This is a genomic window from Pseudomonas sp. Emmai (assembly GCF_055179735.1).
This window is the reverse complement of sequence record NZ_CM143685.1, coordinates 3,358,670-3,380,013: the sequence shown is the minus strand read 5'-3', so window position 1 is coordinate 3,380,013 and position 21,344 is coordinate 3,358,670. Positions and strand designations below refer to the sequence as shown.

Genomic DNA, 21,344 nt, shown 5'->3' with positions numbered 1-21,344 from the left:
ACTCTCCCAGGCGTTATGGTCCAGGCATCCACTGTGCAAAGGACTGCATCATGCCAACCGCTTCATCCCCGACCGGGTACACCGACGTCATTGCGCACGCCATCAACGCCCGGTTCAACACCCGCCCCACCCTGCGTTCGGTCACCGCCAGCCGGCTCAAGGATGACGTGCTGGAACACTACCCGGCGCTGGACTTCGATCCGTACCGCACCCAGATAGCCCAAGCGTTGCCCGAAGGTGGCTGGCGCTTCACCTTGCTGCTTGATCAGGTGCTCGCCTACCTGGCCAGCGGCACGCCGCCGCAGCTGCGGGAACAGTTTGGGCGCCGGTGCTTCCTGACCAATAACGCCCCCGTCCCCCTGACATTCGACAACACGACGCCACGCGAGCCTGACCTGCAGCTCATCGCCGACGTCATCCGTGGGTTGCCGGGGAGTGTGTCCGTGGCGTTTCAAGAAGCGCTGGCCCGCTACTGGAATGAAGGGGCCGACACAGGTGGCAGCCGCTGGCAGTGGCTGGGGGATTTGCTGGGCGGCGTGCTGAAAACCTCGGCCGTGCGTCAGTCCGCCAGCCACCCGCTGCACGCCGAGATTCTCAGTGAACTCGGGCGCCATCCCGATCACCAGCAGCGCCTTGAAGCACCCTGGGCAAAGGGCGTTATCCAGGCCTGCGTGCTGGAAACGACGCTGACCATCGGCGCGCAATCCTTCAGCGTGCAGAGTCCGGACATCCTGGTGATCTGCGGCGAAACGGTGCTGCTCTGTAGCGTCAGCGGCACCGTCGAATCCTTCCCTTCACTGGACTCTTGTGGCCAGGCGTGGGGCGCGCGGTTTGAGCAGGCCTACATGGCCGACTCGATCACCTGGAAACGCTTCGAGCCGCACGGCAATATTTTCGACACCCAGGCCGCCCTGCTGCTGAACCAGCAACTGGACAACCTTGCCGCGCTCAAATTGCCTGCCGGCCAGCGCCTGGACGTACTGGAAAAACGCTACGAGGCAATCACCGATGTGGCGGCGTTGTTCATCGGCCATCAGCCTGCCGATCTTGCGGCCCTGCCGCGCCTCAAAAGCACCCTTCCCGACTGGCTGCAACGCGCCGACGCGACCGATCGCATGGCTTACCACAAGCACGTGCTGGCGCTGTCGGGCATCAAGCAGCAGACCGCTGGCCGCACGTTCCTCGATGGCATCGACGACCTGCACGCCTTCGCCAAAAAGGCGCTGCGCAAGCAGATGCTCGCGGACCAGCCACTGGCCCCCGGTTATGACCCCGACCAACTGGAACTGACCTTCCACGTCCCCGTCGGCGACCTCGGCAGCGGCTACCTTGAACCGATCAAAATGACCCTGACCGAACTGGCGATCAAGAACCTGGCCAGCAAACCCAAAGGCCGGATGACCCTTCGCCACACCACCGGTCAATTGATCCAGGACTGGACCACCGACGCCTATTTGCTGGACCTGGTTAGCCGGGTCAACGTCGGTCAACACTATCCGGAACTGATCCGTACAGAGCTGCTCGCCGACACCACCCAGGCGCGTGAGCGTGGGCGTCTGTTTGGCCTGGAATTGTCCGTGCAGTTGCCGCTGCTCGCGCTCGAACAGGCGATCAAGGCCGAGCACGGCTTCACCCGCCAAGGCTATCGTTGTGTCGCCGCGCTGATGCACTCGACACGCGCAGAACGCTTCGTCGATGAACAGGAGATGGTCATCCGCCCACTGGCGTTCCAGCGCAAAACCGGCGCTGACTGCGATGTGGCCAGCAATATGTTCATCATCGAACCCCGGGATGTGCAGGCCGATGGCCCGCGCATTCTCTACCGCCCGATGTACGTGCCCGCGCTGCAGCAATACCCCGACCGCCAGGCCCTGTTGAACGCCATTGCCCAGCCGGGGCCGTTGCAAAGCAGCGTGCTCACCTGGTTGCCGGATCGCGCGCAACCGATCTACGCCAACAACGGCTTCCACGAACCGCACATCGTTCATCTGCATCTGGGTGACGAGTACAGCCCGCCGAGCCAGCCCGCCCCCGCGCTCCTGGCAAGCGACGAAGCGGCGACCGGCTGGCTCGCGGCGCTGGAAAAAGGCCAGTTGCTGGCCCGGCTGTTCGACAGCAATGCCCGGACGCTGGTCGAACTGGCGGACCGCCAATCGGTGTCCAACCTCGAAAGTTGCTGGGCGATCATCCTCGAAGGCAGCTGGCTGGTGTTCAACAATCTGGTACTGCCGCTGCTGCGCGGCCCCGCCATGCTGATGGGCTGGATGCTGCAATTGACCCACAGCCTGCTCCAGGACCTGCCCGCCCTGGACAGTCAGGACGTCACAGCCCGGGAACAGGCCTGGGTCGATGTGCTGCTCAACCTGGGCCTGGTCCTGCTGCATGTGGCGCAGATCCCGGGCGCCATTGACGGGCAACAGGTCAAGGCGCCGACGCTCAGCCTCGAACCGTTGCGCAGGCCCCGGCCGCACCTCCACACCCCGGCCGACATGGCCGTGACCCAGGCCCCGCCGGGGCTGCCTGCCGAACCACCGGGCAGTGGCCATACCCTGCTGGATTTCAACCTGTCGACGGCCCGCGACTCGACCTCGGCACGCCTGTTCGCGAAACTGCACGCGGTGCGAGTGCCCTGGCCAGCCTCACTGCCGCAACCGGCCGCCATCGGCCCTTTTCAGGGTCTGTACCGGATCGACGGCCACTGGCACGCCACCCTCGCCGGCCTGCTGTTCCGGGTGCAGATCGTGCCCGGCCTCGGCGAAGTGTTTATCGTGCATCCCGAACACCCCGACCACCCGGGCATCAAGCTCAAGACCGACGGACACGGCAAATGGTCGCTGGATCAGGGCCTGAAACTGGTGGGTGGCGGCCCGAAGAAGCGCATTGCCGCGCTTCGGGAAGAGCGGCAACAACGCATCGCGGAACTGGACCTGCAAGATGATGAATTCCAGGAGCAGCAGGAGCGCATTCAAAAACGCGTCGACATTGCGGAAAACGTGATGGTGCTCAAAGACAAGGCCAGTTCCAGCACCGAACCGGATCGCGCACTGTTCCGGCAGCGTTTCGTGGTTGAACTGGACAAGCAGACCGAGACGTACGTGACGTTGATTGCCGGGATGAAGGAAAAGAGCGCATTGACCGATACCCCGGTGGACCACCAACGGCTCGCTGTCCTGCTGGAGAACATCATTAATAATGTTCGCAAACGGCTCGTCATCGCCGATGTGGAACGCTCCTCGCTCATGGTTCGTTACGCCGAATACCAAAGTGGCATGGAGCATCTCTTTGATGCGATGCAAATCGAAGGCGATGTGGCGGTGACCAATCGGTACATGGAGTTCCTGCGCCAGACCAGCGACGTCAACGAGGTCATGATCCAGTGTTTCGAGGAGATCGACGCACGCCTGCAACAACTCAGGGAAATCCCGTTGCTGGGCCCCCGGGCCATCAAACGCTTGACCAGCGACAGACCCGAGCGCGAACTGACGACCCTGCGGCTCAAGTCCTACCAATTGGTGATCTTGAAGATCCTCAGCGTCAAATCGCTGGGAACAGACGCCCTGCATACCCTGGAATCAGTCATCGATCCGTTATTGCTGTTGTCCCGAACCCATGCAGAGCTACAGACCGGCCACGTCTACGAAAGCAACGATCGCCTCGTGATGCTGGACAACCTGGCCACCCGGTACAACAAGGCCCAGGACGCGTTGGGCAGTATCGGGATTTTCTTCGCCGATGAGCTGCAAATGCCTGTGTTCAATCGCCTGCGGGTAATCATTGATCAGTTGCAGACGGATGCCGAGCAGCGGCTGGCGCAAGAACTTCAGCGCAGCGAACAGGTGCAACCCTGGGCGCCATTGCCTGGGGCCTCGAAGCAGGCTGGTGCGAGCAAGAAACTCCCCAAGTCCCCGCCCGCAACCGGAGCCCGGAAGAAGGTCATCAAGACCTCCAAAGGTACGTTTATCGGCGACATTCGCCCACGGATCGCCGAACAGGGCGGTGACATCGTCGACATCAACGGGCCGATGGAAGACAAGCCCCTGGCCTCGTTCCATGAACACGCACCCGATGTCTGGGTGGAAATCGTCGAAGCCAGGCCCCCCGCGCCCAAAGCCGCGACAACCCCTTACCCATTGCTCAAGGGCGAAGCGCGTAAAGCGTTGGCCAAGGTGGATGGGCAGGTGCAGAAGATCGAGGGCTATGTACAACGCGCCAGTTCGCCCAAGGAAATCGAGGAACAATTGCAGCGTGAAGCACGCAAGCTCACCCGCTACGCCGACGACCTGGAGCAACACCCCAGCCCCCCGCCGGCCAATGAACGGGACAACGCCCTGATCACCGGTTTGCGGGACAAGGCTGTGGCGCTGGAACACACCGCCACCCAGTTGCGCATCCGCATGACCCTGGAACAGGCGCCGACCAATGAGGGCGTGCAGTACCTGCTGCAACACAATCGACTGTCCGTCAGCCCCGTCGGCCGTCGGGTGCAATTGAAGACCGGGCGCCGGGACTTCATGCAGGACTACGTGCTGCTCAACGCTGACAATGAGCCCTGGTGGTACGCCCATTTCCACTATGCGCAAATGGCGGATGCAAAAGCCGACTACACAACGGCGCACCTCAAGACCCGAGAGCAACACTTCGAGACCTACGAGTCGGCCCAGGCCAAGGCGCAGGACTCGAAACAACAGATCGAGATCTACCGAGCCGCGATCAGCAAAGCGCTGGCCGAGCAGTATTTCCTGCCGTTGGAACCCCGCTGAGTGCCGGGCAAGCCCCCATAAAAAAGCCGCAACCCGGGGTTGCGGCTTTTGTGGTACTGCCAGGCGTCAGTGAGCGAACAGCGAATTGCCCTTCTGCCCCGCCAGTTTCTCCGGTTTGATCAGGAACCGCGCCAGCGCTGGCAGCAGCCACAGTGCGCCGAACATGTTCCACAGCAGCATGAAGGTCAGCATCAGGCCCATGTCGGCCTGGAACTTGATCGCCGAGAAGATCCAGGTGCACACCCCGATGGCCAGGCACAGACCGGTGAACAGCACGGCTTTACCGGTAGACTTCAGCGTCTGGTAATACGCCTCTTGCAACGGCAAACCGGCACGCAGGAAGCTTTCCAGTCGGCTGTAGATGTAGATGCCGTAGTCCACGCCAATCCCCACGCCCAGCGCCACCACCGGCAGGGTCGCGACTTTCACGCCGATGCCCATGAACGCCATTAGCGCGTTGCCAAGCACTGAGGTCAGCACCAGTGGCAGCACGATGCACAGGGTCGCCGCCCAGGAACGGAAGGTGATCATGCACATGGTCGCGACGCAGATGTACACCAGGATCAGGATCGTCAGCTCCGATTCCTTGATCACTTCGTTAGTCGCCGCTTCGATCCCGGCGTTACCGGCGGCGAGGATGAATTCCAGGCCGTCCTTGTTGTTGTCCTTGGCAAAGTCCTGCACCGCATGCACCGCACGGTCGAGAGTCGCGGCCTTGTGATCGTTGAGGAACACCAGCACCGGCGCCAGGGAACAGCTGTTGTTGTACAGGCCATCAGCCCGGGCGATGGAGTTGTTCAGCACGTCCGGGTTGCGCGACAGGGTTTCCCATTTCAGGTTGCCCTCGTTCATGCCCTTGATCATTTGCTTGGACACGGTCACCAACGAGATCGCCGACTGCACGCCCTCGGTGTTCTGCATCTTCCACATCAGCTCATCGATCGGCGCCATGGCTTCATAGCGCGAGCAGCCTTCGGGCTTGGTCTTGACCATCACCACCAACACGTCGGAACTGGTGGAGTAGTTGCTGATGATGAAGTTGTTGTCCTTGTTGTAGCGCGAGTCCGGGCGCAATTCCGGCGCGCCCTGGTCGAGGTCGCCGATTTTCAGGTTCTGGCTGTACCAGAGGCCGCCGCCAAAGGCGATCAGGGCCAGAGCGATGGAGATCGGTGCAACTTTCGGGCTGGCGAAGTTCGACAGCAGGCGCCAGAACGGGTGTTCGCGGTGTGCGTCTTTCTTGCTGCGCTCGACCGCTCGCTTGCTGATGCCGACGTAGGAAATCGCCACCGGCAGCAGGATCAGGTTGGTGAACACGATCACCGCCACGCCGATGGACGCGCCGATGGCCAGTTCGCGAATCACGCCGATGTCGATAATCAGCAGCGTGATGAAGCCCACCGCATCCGCGAGAATCGCGATCATCCCCGGCAGGAACAGTTGGCGGAAGGTGCGTCGGGCGGCGGTCAGGGCGTTGTCCGCCTCGCTGGACTGCAAGGCGATGCCGTTGATTTTCTGCACGCCGTGGGAAATGCCGATGGCGAAGATCAGGAACGGCACCAGCATCGAATACGGATCGAGCCCGAAGCCGAAGAAGTGCATCAGACCGAGTTGCCAGACCACCGCCACCAGCGTCGTACTCAACACCGCCACGGTGCTGCGCATGCAGTTGGTGAACCAGTACAGCAGGATCAGGGTGATGACAAAGGCGATGCCGAAGAACATCACCACCATCACCAGCCCATCGATCAGATCGCCGACTTTCTTGGCGAAACCGACGATGTGGATCTGCACGTTGGGGTTCTGTTTTTCAAACTTGTCGCGAATCTTGTCTTCCAGTTCGTGGGAGAACTTGCGGTAGTCCAGGGCCAGCAACTTGCCCTGGTCCTGCGGGTCCGGGTAGGACTCCAGCAGCGGGATGTCGACGATGCTCGACTTGAAATCGTTGGACACCAGGCGCCCGACCTGGCCGGACTTGAGCACGTTGTTGCGCAGCAGGTCGAGGCTTTGCTGGGAGCCGTTGTAGCTCTGCGGAATCACTTCACCACCGGCGAAGCCCTCCTCCGTCACCTCGGTCCAGCGCACGCTCGGGCTCCACAGCGACTTGAGACCGGAGCGGTCGACGCCGGAGATGTAAAACACCTCGTCGTTGATTTGGCGCAGGGTCTCCATGTAATCCTTGGAGAAGATGTCGCCGTCGGTGGCTTCCACCGAAATCCGCACGGTGTTGCCCAGGTTCGCCAGATCGTTGCGGTGCTCCATCATCTTTTGAATGAAGGGGTGTTCCAGCGGGATCATCTTTTCGAAACTGGTGGACGGCCGGATCAGCGTCGCTTGCCAGAACAGGAAAATGCTCACCAGCAGGCAGATGACGATCACTGCCGGGCGATTGTTGAAAATCAGGCGTTCGAGAAACGTCGCCTTGTCTTGGTGATGACTTGTCATGGATGTCATAGCTCCGCCCTTCTTATTATGTGGCCCGGCTTATTTGCCCAGCTCGGCGCCGGTTGGCGAAGTGGCGCGAACGCCGCCCTGTCCTGCCAGAATCAGATTGCCGTTACCTGCCGCCGTCACCGCTGACACGGAAATCCGGTCCGGGCGGTTGAACACGGTGAAGGTTTCGCCGTTGTCGCTGCTGCTGATCACCGAACCGCCGTTGCCGACAATGACGATGGAGCCGTCATCCAGCAGCGTAGCGCCGGACAGGCCGAACTCCAGGCTGCCGCGCGCGGCTTGGAGCTCAACCTGCTCCCAGGTGCTGCCGAAATCCGTGGAGCGGTAGAGATTGCCGCGCAGCCCGTAGGCCAGCAGCGTGTTGGGCTGGGCGGTGCCGATCACGCCGAACAGCGAACCTTCATACGGGCCTTCGAGCTTTTCCCAGGTCTGGCCCCAATCGGCGGAGCGGAACATGCTGCCCTGCTCGCCGACGATGAACAGCCCGGCATCCTTGACCGCCGCGATGGCGTTGAGGTGGAACTGGTCTTCGTTGTCGAGGCGGTCGCTGGCGTCTTCCCAGTTTTTGCCGCCGTCGGTGGTTTCCAGCAAGGCGCCATACGCACCCACGGCAAAGCCGCTGTTGACGTCCTTGAACCAGACGTCGAGCAGCGGCGATTCGCGTTTGAGGTCTTCGAATTGTTTGGTCCAGGTGACGCCGCCGTCTTCGCTGGCGAGGATCTGCGCGTCATGCCCGACGGCCCAGCCGTGTTTGTCGTCGACAAAGAATACGGCGGTGAGCAGTTGCCGGGTCGGCACCTTGGCTTGGGTCCAGGTCGAACCCTGGTCATCGGAATACAGAATGTGCCCACGATCCCCGACCGCCACCAGGCGCTTGCCGGCGTGGACCACATCGAGCATCAGGCTTTTCGCGGCTTTGGCGGATTCAACGGAATACGCCGTATCGGCGGCCGGCGCGTCGGCGGCCAGCACCGGTGCCGATAGCGCGGCACAGCCCAACAGCGAGAGCGCTGTAGCCAGCAACGCGAATTTGCGTAACGCCGGCGGGCGGCAGATACCCACACCCATGACAGGCTCACTCATAGACCTTCCCCCATTATTATTGTTAGGCCGTTCAACCTTTCAGGGCGCCGTAAGGGTGCTCTGGGTGATTGGCTGGTTGGAGCATAGTCCTGAAACCTGCAATCTAGAGCCCCTTCGGAAGCTGGCTTATCCTATCGGGCTTTGGAAAGGTCTGACAATCGACGCCACGTTATGTTTTGTTAACCTGAGGGGGTATGGGGTGTTGGTGAATGGTTGGGTATTAGGTGGGGTGATTTGGGTTTGCTGCTTTGGGTTTTCGGGTTTCGGGTTTCGGGTTTCGGGTTTCGGGTTTCGGGTTTCGGGTTTGGTGTACATATCCGTTTCTTCGGTTGCGGCGGATATTGGTTCCGCTCTTACAGCGGGTCACTTTCGAAAAGCGCGAAAGTAACCAAAGCGCTTTTGCCCCTTTCGTTCGGTGCCTCGCTCCGGTCCTGCTCCGTGGGCCCGCCGCCATCGGCCATCCATGGCCGGGGGCGGCTAACCCGGCATCCATGCCGGGTTGCCCACTACGCAGAACCTCCACTCGGCCTCTCGAGGGGGCGTGCATCGCTCTGCGAGGCGGCCTACCGGCCGGCCTGGCTCGGGGATTGTGCGCGTACGCCAGTTACTGATCGTTCCCACGCTCCGCGTGGGAATGCATCCCGTGACGCTCCGCGTCACCACTGCGCAGGACTCAAGCCTCGCGTCGACAGCGGAACGCAGAGCGTCCCCGGCGGCATTCCCACGCGGAGCATGGGAACGATCACAGGCGGCCTACCGGCCGGTCTGGCTCGGGGATTGTGCGCGTACGCCAGTTACTGATCGTTCCCACGCTCCGCGTGGGAATGCATCCCGTGACGCTCCGCGTCACCACTGCGCAGGACTCAAGCCTCGCGTCGACAGCGGAACGCAGAGCGTCCCCGGCGGCATTCCCACGCGGAGCATGGGAACGATCACAGGCGGCCTACCGGCCGGCCTGGCTCGGGGATTGTGCGCGTACACCAGTTACTGATCGTTCCCACGCTCCGCGTGGGAATGCATCCCGTGACGCTCCGCGTCACCACTGCGCAGGACTCAAGCCTCGCGTCGACAGCGGAACGCAGAGCGTCCCCGGCGGCATTCCCACGCGGAGCATGGGAACGATCACAGGCGGCCTACCGGCCGGCCTGGCTCGGGGATTGTGCGCGTACACCAGTTACTGATCGTTCCCACGCTCCGCGTGGGAATGCATCCCGTGACGCTCCGCGTCACCACTGCGCAGGACTCAAGCCATGCGTCGACAGCAGAACGCAGAGCGTCCCCGGCGGCATTCCCACGCAGAGCGTGGGAGAGATCACAGGCGGCCTACCGGCCGGCCTGGTTCGGGGATTGTGCGCGTACGCCAGTTACTGATCGTTCCCACGCTCCGCGTGGGAATGCATCCCGTGACGCTCCGCGTCACCACTGCGCAGGACTCAAGCCATGCGTCGACAGCAGAACGCAGAGCGTCCCCGGCGGCATTCCCACGCGGAGCATGGGAACGATCACAGAAACACATCCCTGTAGGAGCGAGGCTTGCCCGCGAAGCTTTTGATCTTGTTTTGGCTTTTGATCTTGATCTGCCCCGTCGGAAGGCCGAACGCAGGTTCTGCGCAGTGGGCACCGCGGCAGGGATGGCGGCGGGCCCACGGAGCAGGACCGGAGTGAGGGCGTGCCGAGCCGCAGCGAGGCACCGTACGTCAGGGGTGAAAGCGTTTGGTTACTTAGCGCCAAAGTAACCCGCTGTAAGAGCGGAACCATAAGCGGCCGTTACCGCAGCAATGGATATGTACACCATAAAAAAATCCCGGTAGGGAATGAGGCCGCCTTCACGGGCAAGCCTCGCACCTACAGGGATTCGGGTGGACCGCGAGTCTCAGGCCAGGCTTTTGCTAACCACCTCAAACACATCGCTGGACAGCTGCCCCGAAGCGCGAATCCGCTCCAGTTCCCCTTTCATCAACGCCTGACGAGCATCGTCATATTTGCGCCACCGAGTCAGAGGCGCCAACTGCCGGGAAGCGATCTGCGGGTTGAACCCGTTCAACTCGATCACTAGATCCGCCAGGAAGCGATACCCGCTGCCATCCGCCGCATGGAAGTTGATCAGGTTCTGCCCGGCAAATGCGCCGACCAACGCCCGCACCTTGTTCGGGTTCTTCATATTGAACGCCGGATGCTCCATCAACGCCTTCACCCGCGCCAGACCGCCCGGCAAGGTGCTGCCGGCCTGGACGCTGAACCACTGATCCATGACCAGCGGATTGTCCTTGAAGTGCTCGGCAAAACTGGCCAGGGCCGTGGCTTTCTCGTCTTCGAACGACGAATTGACCAACACCGCCAACGCGGTCAAGCGCTCGGTCATGTTGTCGGCGGTTTCGAACTGTTCCAGCGTCGCCGCCAACACTTCCGGCTTGCCGCTGAGCATCAGGTACGACAGCGCGATGTTCTGCAAGGCGCGACGAGCGAAGTGCTCGGCCTCGGCCACGTACGGGGTTTTCTTCGACAGGTCGCGGTTGGCCTGGTAACGCAGCCACAGCGCTTCGAACAAACCCTGCGCCAATTGATTGCGGGCAAATTCCCGGGCGATGTGAATGGCGTCAACGTCAGCCACTTCAGTGATTTCAGTCAGGTACGCTTCACCCGGCAGCGACAGCATTTCCGCGACCATGGCCTGATCCAGCGTCTCGTCGGACAGCACGGTACGCAGGGCCGAGATCAAACGCTGATCCAACACCAGCGCTTCACCCTTCTGCTGCTGGGCAATCAACTCTTGCAGCACCTGCACCGACAATTGCTGACCGGCATCCCAGCGGTTGAAGCCGTCGCTGTCGTGCTGCATCAGGAACATCAGTTGATCGCGGTTGTACGGGAAGCTCAATTTCACGGGTGCCGAAAAACCGCGCAGCAGCGAAGGCAACGGTTGTTCAGCGATGTCGAGGAAGGTGAAGGTCTGCTCAGCCTCAGTCACCGAGATGACCCGCGAAGTCCCCTGCGCCGACGCTTCGCCCGACAAACGCAGCGCAATTGCCGCGCCCTTGGAATCCAGCAGGCCCAATTCCACCGGGATCACGAACGGCAGTTTTTCAACCTTGTCCGGGGTGGCCGGGCAGCTCTGGCGGAAGGTCAGGCTGTAGGTTTTCGCCGCGGCATCGTAAGACTCGCTCACCGCCAAGCGCGGGGTGCCGGCCTGGCTGTACCAGCGTTTGAACTGGGTCAGGTCAACGTCATTGGCGTCTTCCATGGCTTTGATGAAGTCGTCACAGGTCACGGCCTGGCCGTCGTGGCGGTCGAAGTACAGGTCGCTGCCCTTACGGAAGCCTTCGGCGCCGAGCAAGGTGTGGATCATGCCGACCACTTCCGAGCCCTTTTCATACACGGTCAGGGTGTAGAAGTTGGAAATCTCGATAAAGCTGTCCGGGCGCACGGCGTGAGCCATCGGGCCCGCGTCTTCGGCAAACTGGTGGGTGCGCAAGTAGGCGACGTCCTGGATGCGCTTGACCGTGGCCGAGTTCATGTCGGCGGAGAAGCCGGAATCGCGGAACACGGTGAAGCCTTCCTTGAGCGACAACTGGAACCAGTCGCGGCAGGTCACGCGGTTGCCCGACCAGTTGTGGAAGTATTCGTGGGCGACAATCGCTTCAACGCGCTGGTGTGCGGCGTCGGTGGCGGTTTCGGCCCGGGCCAGCACAGCGCTGGAGTTGAAGATGTTGAGGCCCTTGTTCTCCATGGCGCCCATGTTGAAGTCGTTGACCGCCACGATCATGAAGATGTCCAGATCGTACTCGCGACCGTAGACCTCTTCGTCCCAGCGCATCGACTTCTTCAGGCTGTTCATGGCGTGCTGGCACTTGTCGATGTTTTCCGGTTCGACGTAGATGCGCAGCGCCACGGAGCGCTCGGTCATGGTGATGAACGTGTCTTCGACGCACCACAAGTCACCGGCCACCAAGGCGAACAGGTACGCCGGCTTCATGAACGGGTCTTCCCAGGTCGCCCAGTGCCGGCCGTCTTCGCCAGGGCCGCTGGCAACCGGGTTGCCGTTGGACAGCAGCACCGGATAGCTGTGCTGCTCGGCGACCACGGTGGTGGTGAACTTGCTCATCACGTCCGGGCGGTCGAGGTAATAGGTGATCTTGCGAAAGCCTTCGGCCTCGCACTGGGTGCAGAACATGCCGCTGGATTTGTACAAGCCTTCCAGGGCGGTGTTGGTTTCCGGGTGGATGCGCACGCTGGTGTCGACCGTGAAGCGTTCGCTCTTGGGGTGCAGGGTCAGGTGGTTCTCGGTCAACACGTAGTCGGCAGCGGTCAGTTCGATGTCGGCCAGGTTCACCGACAACAACTCCAGTTGCTGGCCATCGAGCACCAGCGGCGGCAGGCCCGGGCCACGCTCGGGATTGCGGCGCACCACCAGTTGCGCATGGACCAGGCTGTGGTCCTCGAACAACTCGAAGGTCAGGTGCGTCTCGTCGATCAGGTATTCAGGCGCCTGATAGTCCTTCAGGTAGATCATCTTCGGTTGTTCGGTGCGCATGCTGGAGTCCTTAACTATGCACGGCGAGCTGATAAGCCGTGTATTTACGAATATTGATCACGCCGGTGTCGAAAATCAGGTATTGGCCCTTGATCCCCAGCAGCGTGCCTTCGGCAATCGGGTTCTTGTCCAGGTTGAAGCTGACGATTTTGTCCGGGTATTGCTCGATCGGATAGCGGATTTCGAGGACGTCGACATCGGCAATAGTCTGGATCGCCTGTAGGCCGAATCGTTCCTGCAAACCTTGCAAACCTTCCGCGCAGCTATCGAACAGTTGATCGCGAACCGCGGCCAGGTCCACCGACACCGCGTCGCCCTTGAGTAAAGCACGCCAATTGGTCTTGTCTGCCACTTGGCTGCGCAACAGGTCTTCGACGAAACCCGACTGCTGACGGGTTGAGACACGCATGATCGGCAGCGCCTGACGAGCGCCCTGGTCGATCCAGCGGGTCGGCATCTGGTTGGCGCGGGTAATCCCGACTTTCACCCCCGACGAGTTGGACAGGTAGACGATGTGATCGGTCATGCAGAACGTCTGGCCCCACTCCGGTTCACGGCAGGTGCCGGCGTCGAAGTGGCAGCGCTCCGGGCTCATGATGCAGATGTCGCACTGGGCCAGTTTGGTCATGCACGGGTAGCAATAACCCTGGCTGAAACTGGTTTTGGTCTTGCGTCCGCAATGGGAGCAGAAAATCGCCCCCAGGTATTCCAGGCGCACCGTGCTGCCGATCAAGGGATTGACCGGCACCTCGGTGTCACCCAGACGAAAAGCGTACTGCACGTTCGGCCCGTCCAGGCGCGCCGACATTTTGCTGATTGCACCGCGGCCAATCTCGATCAATGGATGGCATCCGACTTGAACAGGATATTCGGCACGCTGACCGACTTGGAGCTGCACTCCTGCGGGCCCATGTAGCCGGTCCGCTGTTCTTCGGGCAGGTTCTGGATTTCCCAGGCGATCATCGCCTGCAGGGACAGCTCGCGCTGCTCGGCGGTGAGTTTGCCACCGTCGGACCATTTGCCGATTTCCACCGCCAGTTTCAGGCTCTGGTAGATGTCCGGGGTGATGTTTTGAATCATTTCGGCGAAAGACGACATGCTGAACACTCTCCAATGAATGTCGCTAGTTTAACGGCGGTGATCGCCCGGCGCACAGCCGGGCATCAGGTCAACGGGTGGATCGACAGGCGCAAGGCCTGCCGGTCTAGAACTCCCTGGACAGTTTTACCTGGGTCAGTTCTTTTTCCATCAAGCGTCTGAAAATCTGTGGCGCGGTGAAGGTGTAGAGCGCAAAACCCAGCCACAGCCAGTCAATTACTTCGGCGGCCCCCGGATAACCCCAGCTGCTGACGGTGATCACGGTGACCCGGTAGACCACGAACATCGCCAGCAACAGGACGATGCCACGGGTGGTACCACGCTCGGTCAGCCAACTGTTCAATCGCCACCAGGCACCCATGAACACATTGCTGCGCGCCTTGACCGCTGTCAGCAGCCCCAGCGCCGCGACATCGTTGGCGTTTTCCTGCAAGGCCCAGATCGCATGTTCCCGCGCGCCGTTGATATCGCCCTGACGCAATAACAGATGGCCCAGCACCACGACGGCGGCGGCGTAACCCGGATCGGCCTGCAAGGCCTGGCGGGCAAACACCTGCGCCTGGTCCCAATGACCGCACGCCCGGTGATACTCGGCCATGGCGACCAGGTTAGCCGCGTCATCCGGCTGCAATTCCAGGGCTTTTTCCAGCAGCGGCAAAGCCTGGTTCGGACGGTCGGTCAAACGATAAAGATCGGCCAGGCTGCGGTAATAGCGCGGCTCCATGGGTTCCATGTCGAGCAACTGCAGCAGATGCCTTTCGGCGCTCTTGAATTGCCGGGAAGCCATGTCGACCAGCGCCGCCGCGTAATGCGCCAACGGCAGCAACGGATCCGCGGCCAGCGCCAGGTGCGCTTCGTGGCGGGCGGCGTGAAGCCGGCGCATGTTCAACAGACACAAGGCCAGCAGGCCATGGGCCTCGGCGCATTCCGGGTCTTCGGCGAGCAATTGACGCAAGCTGTCGATAGCCCCTTCGTTGTGTCCGGCGTTCAACCGCTGGTACGCCACTTCGATCAGATAGGACGTATTCATCAGCTCACCACCAGATACCAAAGGGTGGCAGGCACCAGTTTGATCACAAAGCTCTTCAGGACGAAGGCACCGCCCAGGGCTACCAATGGCGCGAACCGGTTGAGCACCCCGCCGTAGTATTGATACAGCTCAATGGTGGCGTTCTGCAGGTTGAACAGCACATAGCCGATCGACAACTTCCACACCACCAGCACCAGCAAGGCGTACTGGACCCGACTCTGGTTACCGAGATAACCCGCTTCCACCAGATTGATCAGGATCAGGCCGATGACCAGGCTGCCCACCGCACCGACGGCCACCCAGATCCATTCTTTCACGCGATTGGGACTGCCCACGGCAATCGAGTTCAGCACGAACCACGGCAAACCCAGCCACAGCCCGCCCATCATCAGTCCCAGCAACGGCCAGAATGGCGCCACGGCAAATTTGGCCAGGGCGCCGGGGCGCGGCTCATCTTCAATCCGGTAAACACTTTGCGTAGCCATCAACGCCCCTTGCCGTGTTTGTCGAGAAAGGCCAGCACTTCGTCGTACTGATTGCCTTCATTGGCGTACCGCGCGTAGTTGCGCGCCGTGGTCAGCCATTCCAGGGTGGTGGCCCGCACTTCTTTCAAGGCCTGCTTGAAGTGCCGGTCGCAGATCGGCTGTTCGGCACCGTTGTTGATCGATTCTTCAATGGCCTCATCGGCGGCGGTTTCCACCAGTTCACTGAGGTCCGCGCCGGAGAATCCCGAGGTGTTCCTGGCCAGGAAGCCGAAGTCGATGTCATCGGCCAGCGGGCGTCCCTTTACCATCAACTGCAGCATGTTTTCCCGGGCGACACGGTCCGGTGGCGGTACAAACAGGACCCGGTCAAACCGACCCGGACGACGAAACGCCGAATCCACCGACCAGGGCACGTTGGTGGCCGCGAGGATCAAGACGCCGTGGTTGTCGTGGGTGAAGCCATCCATTTCCGACAGGAACTGGCTGACCAGTTTTGACGAAGTCGACTCGCGGGTGTTGGAGCGTTTGCCGCCCAGTGCTTCCACTTCATCAAAAAACATCACCGCTGGCGCCTGGGCGCGAGCCTGTTCGAACAAGGCGTGCAGCTTGCGCTCGGACTCTCCGATGTACATGTCCAGGACATCGGAAATCGCCACGTTGAAAAACTTGGCCTTGCACTCGCCGGCCGTTGCCCTGGCCAGCAAGGTCTTGCCACAGCCGGGTGGCCCGTAAAGCAGGACGCCACCGCCGACGCGCTTGCGAAAGCGCTCGAACAGGCCCGGCTTCTGATACGGCAGGATGATCTTTTTGTGGATGGTTTTCTTCAGTTCGTCCAGACCGCCAATGTCATTGAAGGTCACGGTCTCTTCTTCAGGCACCAGCAGGCGGCGCACTTCGGTCTGATCGGTGTCATCGTTGGAGATGACCCGCAACCGTGGACGCCCTTCCGCCGCCGGGAAATCCACCACCGAAACGTTGAGTCGACGCCACAGCGCCATGTCTTCCAGGGACGGGTTGGCACTGATGGCCGCGCGGTATTCCACCTGCGCGTCCTTGAGTCGATCCAGATCCGCCAGCGCCCTGGCCCGCAGCAGTTGCGCATGCGGGTCATCGCCGGTGCTCAGGTCCAGGGCTTTCTGCGCCTGACCGGCCGCCAGGCACAGTTGCGCGGCGAGCGGCTTGAGCGCCTCGGCGTCCGTCAGTTGTTCCAGATCATCGGGGAGCAATTTCAGCCCGCGGGCGTAATCACCGCGCTCAAGGCAAGCCTTGAGCAGCAAGGTGATCAGCGCGACGTTCCCGGGCGAAGCCAGCAACGCGGCTTCCAGTTGGTCCAGCGTCGTGTCATCCATGGTGAATCCTTGTGACAGCCAGTTGCAGATTGAAAAAACAAAGGGTGCGGCTAAGGCTCATGTCAACGCTTCCGGCCGTTCCACATCCACCCAGACAAATTTATGCGGGTCGAGACGGGTTTCCTGATCCAGGCGATAGGCCACCAGTTTGCCGTACAGCACCGCGCTGTAATCGAGGCAGGCCAGGTTCGGCCGGATCGGTGTCGGCTTGCCGCTGCGCCAGTAGTGGCCAACGAACAACAACGGTTCATCGACGCCATAGCGCAGCAAGGTATTTTTCTCGGTGGACGACAGCGGCGTGCGCGCCACTGGCTCGGGCAAGGCGTCGGGCTGGAACACAATGTCGCCGTAGGTTTGCGGGTCGTCTTCCCAGAATTTGGTGCGGAAAAACGAACGGGTCAGGCCATCGCCGCTGGTCATGGTCTGGCCATCGGGCAGGCGCATGTCGGTGCCGCGCAGCAGGCGATCGAACACGGTGCAAGCAAAGCTGCCGGGCACGGCCGAGGCCTGGAGAAAGTGTTCATCGACGCAACCGTCGGGGAACAGCGCACGCAACGGCTCGATCAGGCCCGAATCCCAGCAGGCGTGCACCACGCGGAAACGTCCGGCATCGACGAACAATGGCAGCTCGTAGAACCATTGCTGGAAGTCATGCCAGTCGCCCGGATGATCTTCAAACTGGGTCAGGGTTTCCCCCAGCAGCCGGGCGTGACGCGGCGTGTGTTCGCGCACGAACTGCTTGCCGCTGCCGGGCGGTGCCGGGGTGCTCCAGCCGAGGGCGTTGAATTCGTGGTTGCCCATGATGCACAGGGCCTGGCCGGCCTCGACCATGTCGTGAACGATGTGCAGCGCCTCGCGAATCCGCGGGCCGCGGTCGATGATGTCACCGACGAACACCGCCATACGCGACGGATGCCGCCAGACGCCAGCGTGTTTGTGGTAACCGAGCCGGTCGAGCAAGTGCTCAAGGGTCAGAGCGCAACCGTGCACGTCACCGATCAGGTCGTAGCTACGCGCGGGATCGAGCATCAGTCGCCTCCACCACCCAACCGACTGCCCCAGCCGAGCTTGGTCCGGCACACTTCGTAGTAGTTGTGGTCGAGGGGGTGGATCAGCCGCAACTTCTGGGCTTTTTTGCTGATGGTGATGGTGTCGCCGGGCGCGCAGGTGAAATGGTTCTGCCCATCACAGGAGACTTGCGGGTAGATCTGCATATCCTTGGACACGACGATTTTCAGCTCACTGTTGCCATCGACCACAATTGGCCGGCCTGACAAGGTATGGGGGTACATCGGCACAATCACAATAGCGTCGAGCTTGGGATGCATGATCGGGCCGCCGGCAGAGAGCGCATACGCAGTCGAACCGGTCGGCGTGGCGACGATCAGGCCGTCGGCCTTCTGGCTGCAGACGAACTGGCCGTCGATGTACAGCTCGAATTCGATCATTCGTGTGGATTTGCCGGGGTGCAGCACCACGTCGTTCAGCGCATCGCCCTGGCCGATGGCCTCGGCGTGGCGGCGGACTTCGGCTTGCAGCAGGAAGCGGTTTTCCACCAGGTAGTGGCCGTCGAGCACTTCGGCGACTTTGACTTCCAGCTCATCGGGGCGGATATCGGTCAGGAACCCCAGGCTGCCCCGGTTGATGCCGAGCACCGGGATATTGTGCCGGGCCAGCGCGCGGGCAGCGCCGAGCAGGCTGCCGTCACCGCCGACCACAATCACCATGTCACAGACTTCGCCGAGCATCTTGCGCGACGAGGTTTGCAGGCCATGCCCCGGCAGGACTTCGGCGATGGTGTCTTCGAGGATCACGTGCAGGTGACGATCGAGCAGAAACCGTTTCAGTCGGCGGACGGTATCCAGCACCTGCGAACTGCCCAGGCGACCGATGATGCCGATATTACGAAATTGCTCCATGGGGCTCCTGCGAGGTTCTGCGTCGGGCTAAAGCGACGATTATGGGCGAAAGCGCGGGATAGACAAAATCCTTTAAGCCATGACGTAAGAGGCTATGCTCGCAGAATGATCTTATTCCCGGATTTGCTCCAGCTACCCCACCAGTTGCGCCACCCGGAAGTGCGCGACCTGGCGTGGGTCATCCTTGCGCCGCCGATGCTCGGCGAGCCGCCGTGGCCGCAGCGTCATCCCCTGGCCGGGAGCGACTGGGTACAGGCGCCGGAAGGCCTGGAACGCTGGTTGCGGCAACTGGATCACGACAGTTATGACTTGCTGCACTGGCTCGCGCAGTCGCGGACCCGGCGCCTGGGCCTGTATTACGAACGCTTGTGGCAATACGCCGTGCGGCATGCACCGGGTATCGAGCTGATTGCCGCCAACCTGCCGATCCGCCGCGAAGGTCACACCCTCGGCGAGCTGGACATGCTGCTGCGCGATCGCGACGGCGTGCATCATTTGGAACTGGCAATCAAGCTCTACCTCGGCCCGCAAAATGGCGATGGCCACGACACCGCCCAGTGGCTGGGCCCCGGTTGTCACGATCGGCTGGACCGAAAACTGGCGCATTTGAGCCAGCATCAATTGCCGATTTCCGCCCGACCGGAAAGTCGCGAAGTGCTGGCAGCCCTGGATATCCAGCAGTTCAGTGCGCATTTGTGGCTGGGCGGCTATCTGCTGTACCCGTGGCCGGGGCAGTCGGCGTCGCCGAGCGGCGCGCATCCGCAACATTTGCGCGGCAGCTGGCTGCATCAGAAGGACTGGGCGGATTTTGTCGTGCAGCGGCCGTTCGGGCGCTGGCAACCCCTGCCCCGCCATGCCTGGCTGGCGCCGGCGCATTATCCGGCGGAGCAGACCTGGACCACCGAACAACTGGATGCGTGGATCAGTGAGCTGGAGCCGTTGGCACCGGCGCAGTTGATGGTGCGGTTGACCGAGAATGCCAACGGGGATTGGGAAGAAGCCGAGCGGTTGTTTCTGGTGGCGGATCTTTGGCCGAATGTGCCGGGCAGTGGTTGAGATTTGTGGTGCCTGGGCGGGCCTCATCGCGGGCAAGCCTCGCTCCTACAAGGACGCGCGGACAATCTGTAGGAGCAAGGCTTGCCCGCGATGAGGCCACCTCGGTTTAAAGGGACAACCGCAAAGCCAGCGCCGCCAACGTCACCAACAACACCGGCACCGTCAGCACAATCCCGACCTTGAAGTAATAGCCCCAGCCAATCTTGATGCTCTTGCGCTCCAGCACATGCAGCCACAACAACGTCGCCAGGCTGCCGATCGGGGTGATTTTCGGCCCCAGATCGCTGCCGATGACGTTGGCGTAGATCATCGCTTCCTTGACCACGCCCGTGGCCTGGCTCGCGTCAATCGAGAGCAGGCCGATCAGCACCGTCGGCAAATTGTTCATGATCGATGACAACAGCGCCGTCAGCACCCCGGTGCCCATCGCCGCGCCCCAGACGCCGTAACCGGCAAAGCCGTTCAGCCAACCGGCCAGGTAATCGGTAAGCCCGGCGTTGCGCAGGCCGTAGACCACCAGGTACATGCCGAGGGAGAAAATCACGATCTGCCATGGCGCTTCTTTCATCACCTTGCGCGTGGAAATCTTGTGCCCGCGGGCGGCGATGGCCAACAGCAAGGCCGCGCACACCGCTGAAATCGCGCTGATTGGAATGCCCAGCGGTTCCAGGGCGAAGCAGCCCACCAACAGAATCACCAACACCGCCCAACCGGCGTAGAACGTGGCTTTGTCGTGAATCGCCGTGGTCGGGTCCTCCAGCTGTTCGGGGTCGTAGGCCTTGGGAATGTCCTTGCGAAAGAACCACATCAACATGCCCAACGTCGCGGCGACGCTGACGAAGTTGACCGGAATCATCACCGCCGCATAGCGGTTGAAGCCGATGTGGAAGAAGTCGGCGGAGACGATGTTCACCAGGTTCGACACCACCAGCGGCAGGCTCGCGGTGTCGGCGATAAACCCGGCGCCCATCACGAACGCCAGGGTCGCGGCAGGTGAAAAGCGCAGGGCCAGCAACATCGAAATGACAATCGGCGTAAGAATCAGCGCCGCGCCGTCATTGGCAAACAACGCCGACACCAGCGCGCCGAGCAGCACCATAAAGGCAAACAACTTGCGCCCGCTGCCCTTGCCCCAACGCGCCACGTGCAACGCCGCCCAGGCAAAAAACCCGGCTTCGTCCAGCAGCAGGCTGATGATAATCAGTGCGACAAAGGTGCCAGTGGCGTTCCAGATGATCTGCCACACCAGCGGGATGTCACTGAGGTGCACCACCCCGAAAAGCAGCGCCAACACCGCGCCGAACACCGCACTCCAGCCGACGCCGAGGCCTTTGGGTTGCCAGATCACCAGGGTAATGGTCAGCAGGAATATCAATGAAGCGATGAGCATGCGAAAGCAGCCTTGAACAGACAATCGGGATGGTGGGACGTGCAACAGAGTAAATGACCGGAGTGATAATTCCGTGAAGGGACAAAAAAACCAGCACACCTAAATCCCTGTAGGAGCAAAGCTTGCTCGCGAAGGCGTCGTCACGTTCAACATCAATGTTGACTGACACACCGCTTTCGCGAGCAAGCTTCG

Annotated in this window: 13 protein-coding genes; 2 read left to right on the top strand and 11 right to left on the bottom strand. The window is 61.5% G+C overall.

What is annotated here, in order from left to right; translation table 11 throughout:
* Positions 1-50: 50 nt before the first annotated feature.
* On the top strand, positions 51-4,760 hold the full coding sequence (locus ACY4LX_RS15615) for a dermonecrotic toxin domain-containing protein (protein WP_463260462.1): 4,710 nt from the start codon (positions 51-53) through the stop codon (positions 4,758-4,760).
* Between the two features lie 66 nt (positions 4,761-4,826).
* Here ACY4LX_RS15615 and ACY4LX_RS15610 read toward each other — a convergent pair whose 3' ends face one another.
* The 10 genes from ACY4LX_RS15610 to ACY4LX_RS15565 form a co-directional block, all read right to left on the bottom strand.
* Entirely contained in the window at positions 4,827-7,202 is a 2,376-nt protein-coding gene (locus ACY4LX_RS15610) for an efflux RND transporter permease subunit (RefSeq protein ID WP_149658278.1), read from the bottom strand.
* Between the two features lie 39 nt (positions 7,203-7,241).
* Positions 7,242-8,294, bottom strand: a complete 1,053-nt coding sequence (locus ACY4LX_RS15605) for a WD40/YVTN/BNR-like repeat-containing protein (RefSeq protein ID WP_149658279.1) — start codon at positions 8,292-8,294, stop codon at positions 7,242-7,244.
* Between the two features lie 1,873 nt (positions 8,295-10,167).
* The gene (gene pepN, locus ACY4LX_RS15600) at positions 10,168-12,825 is read right to left on the bottom strand and encodes an aminopeptidase N (protein WP_463260461.1); all 2,658 of its coding nucleotides are present in this window, start codon (positions 12,823-12,825) and stop codon (positions 10,168-10,170) included.
* 10 nt (positions 12,826-12,835) lie between these two features.
* Positions 12,836-13,666, bottom strand: coding sequence for a DUF2797 domain-containing protein (locus ACY4LX_RS15595; protein ID WP_149658282.1), 831 nt, complete (start codon positions 13,664-13,666; stop codon positions 12,836-12,838).
* Complete coding sequence (locus ACY4LX_RS15590; RefSeq protein WP_463260460.1) at positions 13,663-13,923, bottom strand: YeaC family protein; 261 nt, start codon at positions 13,921-13,923, stop codon at positions 13,663-13,665. The genes ACY4LX_RS15595 and ACY4LX_RS15590 overlap by 4 nt, the downstream gene beginning before the upstream one ends.
* A gap of 106 nt (positions 13,924-14,029) precedes the next feature.
* Positions 14,030-14,953, bottom strand: coding sequence for a tetratricopeptide repeat protein (locus ACY4LX_RS15585; RefSeq protein WP_463260459.1), 924 nt, complete (start codon positions 14,951-14,953; stop codon positions 14,030-14,032).
* Positions 14,953-15,438 carry a hypothetical protein gene (locus tag ACY4LX_RS15580; protein ID WP_463260458.1) on the bottom strand — a complete coding sequence of 162 codons (486 nt, stop codon included), beginning with the start codon at positions 15,436-15,438 and terminating at the stop codon, positions 14,953-14,955. Before ACY4LX_RS15580 ends, ACY4LX_RS15585 begins: the two co-directional genes overlap by 1 nt.
* Positions 15,438-16,787 carry an ATP-binding protein gene (locus ACY4LX_RS15575; protein ID WP_463260457.1) on the bottom strand — a complete coding sequence of 450 codons (1,350 nt, stop codon included), beginning with the start codon at positions 16,785-16,787 and terminating at the stop codon, positions 15,438-15,440. The genes ACY4LX_RS15580 and ACY4LX_RS15575 overlap by 1 nt, the downstream gene beginning before the upstream one ends.
* Positions 16,788-16,844: 57 nt before the next feature.
* Positions 16,845-17,819, bottom strand: coding sequence for a metallophosphoesterase (locus tag ACY4LX_RS15570; RefSeq protein ID WP_463260602.1), 975 nt, complete (start codon positions 17,817-17,819; stop codon positions 16,845-16,847).
* Positions 17,816-18,706: an NAD(+) kinase gene (locus ACY4LX_RS15565; protein WP_010459816.1), complete on the bottom strand. Its 891-nt coding sequence runs from the start codon at positions 18,704-18,706 to the stop codon at positions 17,816-17,818. The genes ACY4LX_RS15570 and ACY4LX_RS15565 overlap by 4 nt, the downstream gene beginning before the upstream one ends.
* A 105-nt stretch (positions 18,707-18,811) precedes the next feature.
* Here ACY4LX_RS15565 and ACY4LX_RS15560 point away from each other — a divergent pair, with 105 nt between their 5' ends.
* Positions 18,812-19,762, top strand: coding sequence for a DUF1853 family protein (locus ACY4LX_RS15560; RefSeq protein ID WP_463260456.1), 951 nt, complete (start codon positions 18,812-18,814; stop codon positions 19,760-19,762).
* A 106-nt stretch (positions 19,763-19,868) separates the two neighbouring features.
* On the opposite strand, the gene ACY4LX_RS15555 is transcribed toward ACY4LX_RS15560, so the two are convergent.
* A complete protein-coding gene (locus ACY4LX_RS15555) occupies positions 19,869-21,152 on the bottom strand; it encodes an arsenic transporter (protein ID WP_149658286.1) in 1,284 nt (427 codons plus the stop codon).
* Between the last annotated feature and the right edge of the window lie 192 nt (positions 21,153-21,344).

Coding starts and splice junctions, on each gene's coding strand:
- ACY4LX_RS15615 (WP_463260462.1), top strand. CDS start 51: ATGCCAACCGCTTCATCCCCGACCGGGTACACCGACGTCATTGCGCAC.
- ACY4LX_RS15610 (WP_149658278.1), bottom strand. CDS start 7,202: ATGACAAGTCATCACCAAGACAAGGCGACGTTTCTCGAACGCCTGATT.
- ACY4LX_RS15605 (WP_149658279.1), bottom strand. CDS start 8,294: ATGAGTGAGCCTGTCATGGGTGTGGGTATCTGCCGCCCGCCGGCGTTA.
- pepN (WP_463260461.1), bottom strand. CDS start 12,825: ATGCGCACCGAACAACCGAAGATGATCTACCTGAAGGACTATCAGGCG.
- ACY4LX_RS15590 (WP_463260460.1), bottom strand. CDS start 13,923: ATGTCGTCTTTCGCCGAAATGATTCAAAACATCACCCCGGACATCTAC.
- ACY4LX_RS15585 (WP_463260459.1), bottom strand. CDS start 14,953: ATGAATACGTCCTATCTGATCGAAGTGGCGTACCAGCGGTTGAACGCC.
- ACY4LX_RS15580 (WP_463260458.1), bottom strand. CDS start 15,438: ATGGCTACGCAAAGTGTTTACCGGATTGAAGATGAGCCGCGCCCCGGC.
- ACY4LX_RS15575 (WP_463260457.1), bottom strand. CDS start 16,787: ATGGATGACACGACGCTGGACCAACTGGAAGCCGCGTTGCTGGCTTCG.
- ACY4LX_RS15565 (WP_010459816.1), bottom strand. CDS start 18,706: ATGGAGCAATTTCGTAATATCGGCATCATCGGTCGCCTGGGCAGTTCG.
- ACY4LX_RS15560 (WP_463260456.1), top strand. CDS start 18,812: ATGATCTTATTCCCGGATTTGCTCCAGCTACCCCACCAGTTGCGCCAC.
- ACY4LX_RS15555 (WP_149658286.1), bottom strand. CDS start 21,152: ATGCTCATCGCTTCATTGATATTCCTGCTGACCATTACCCTGGTGATC.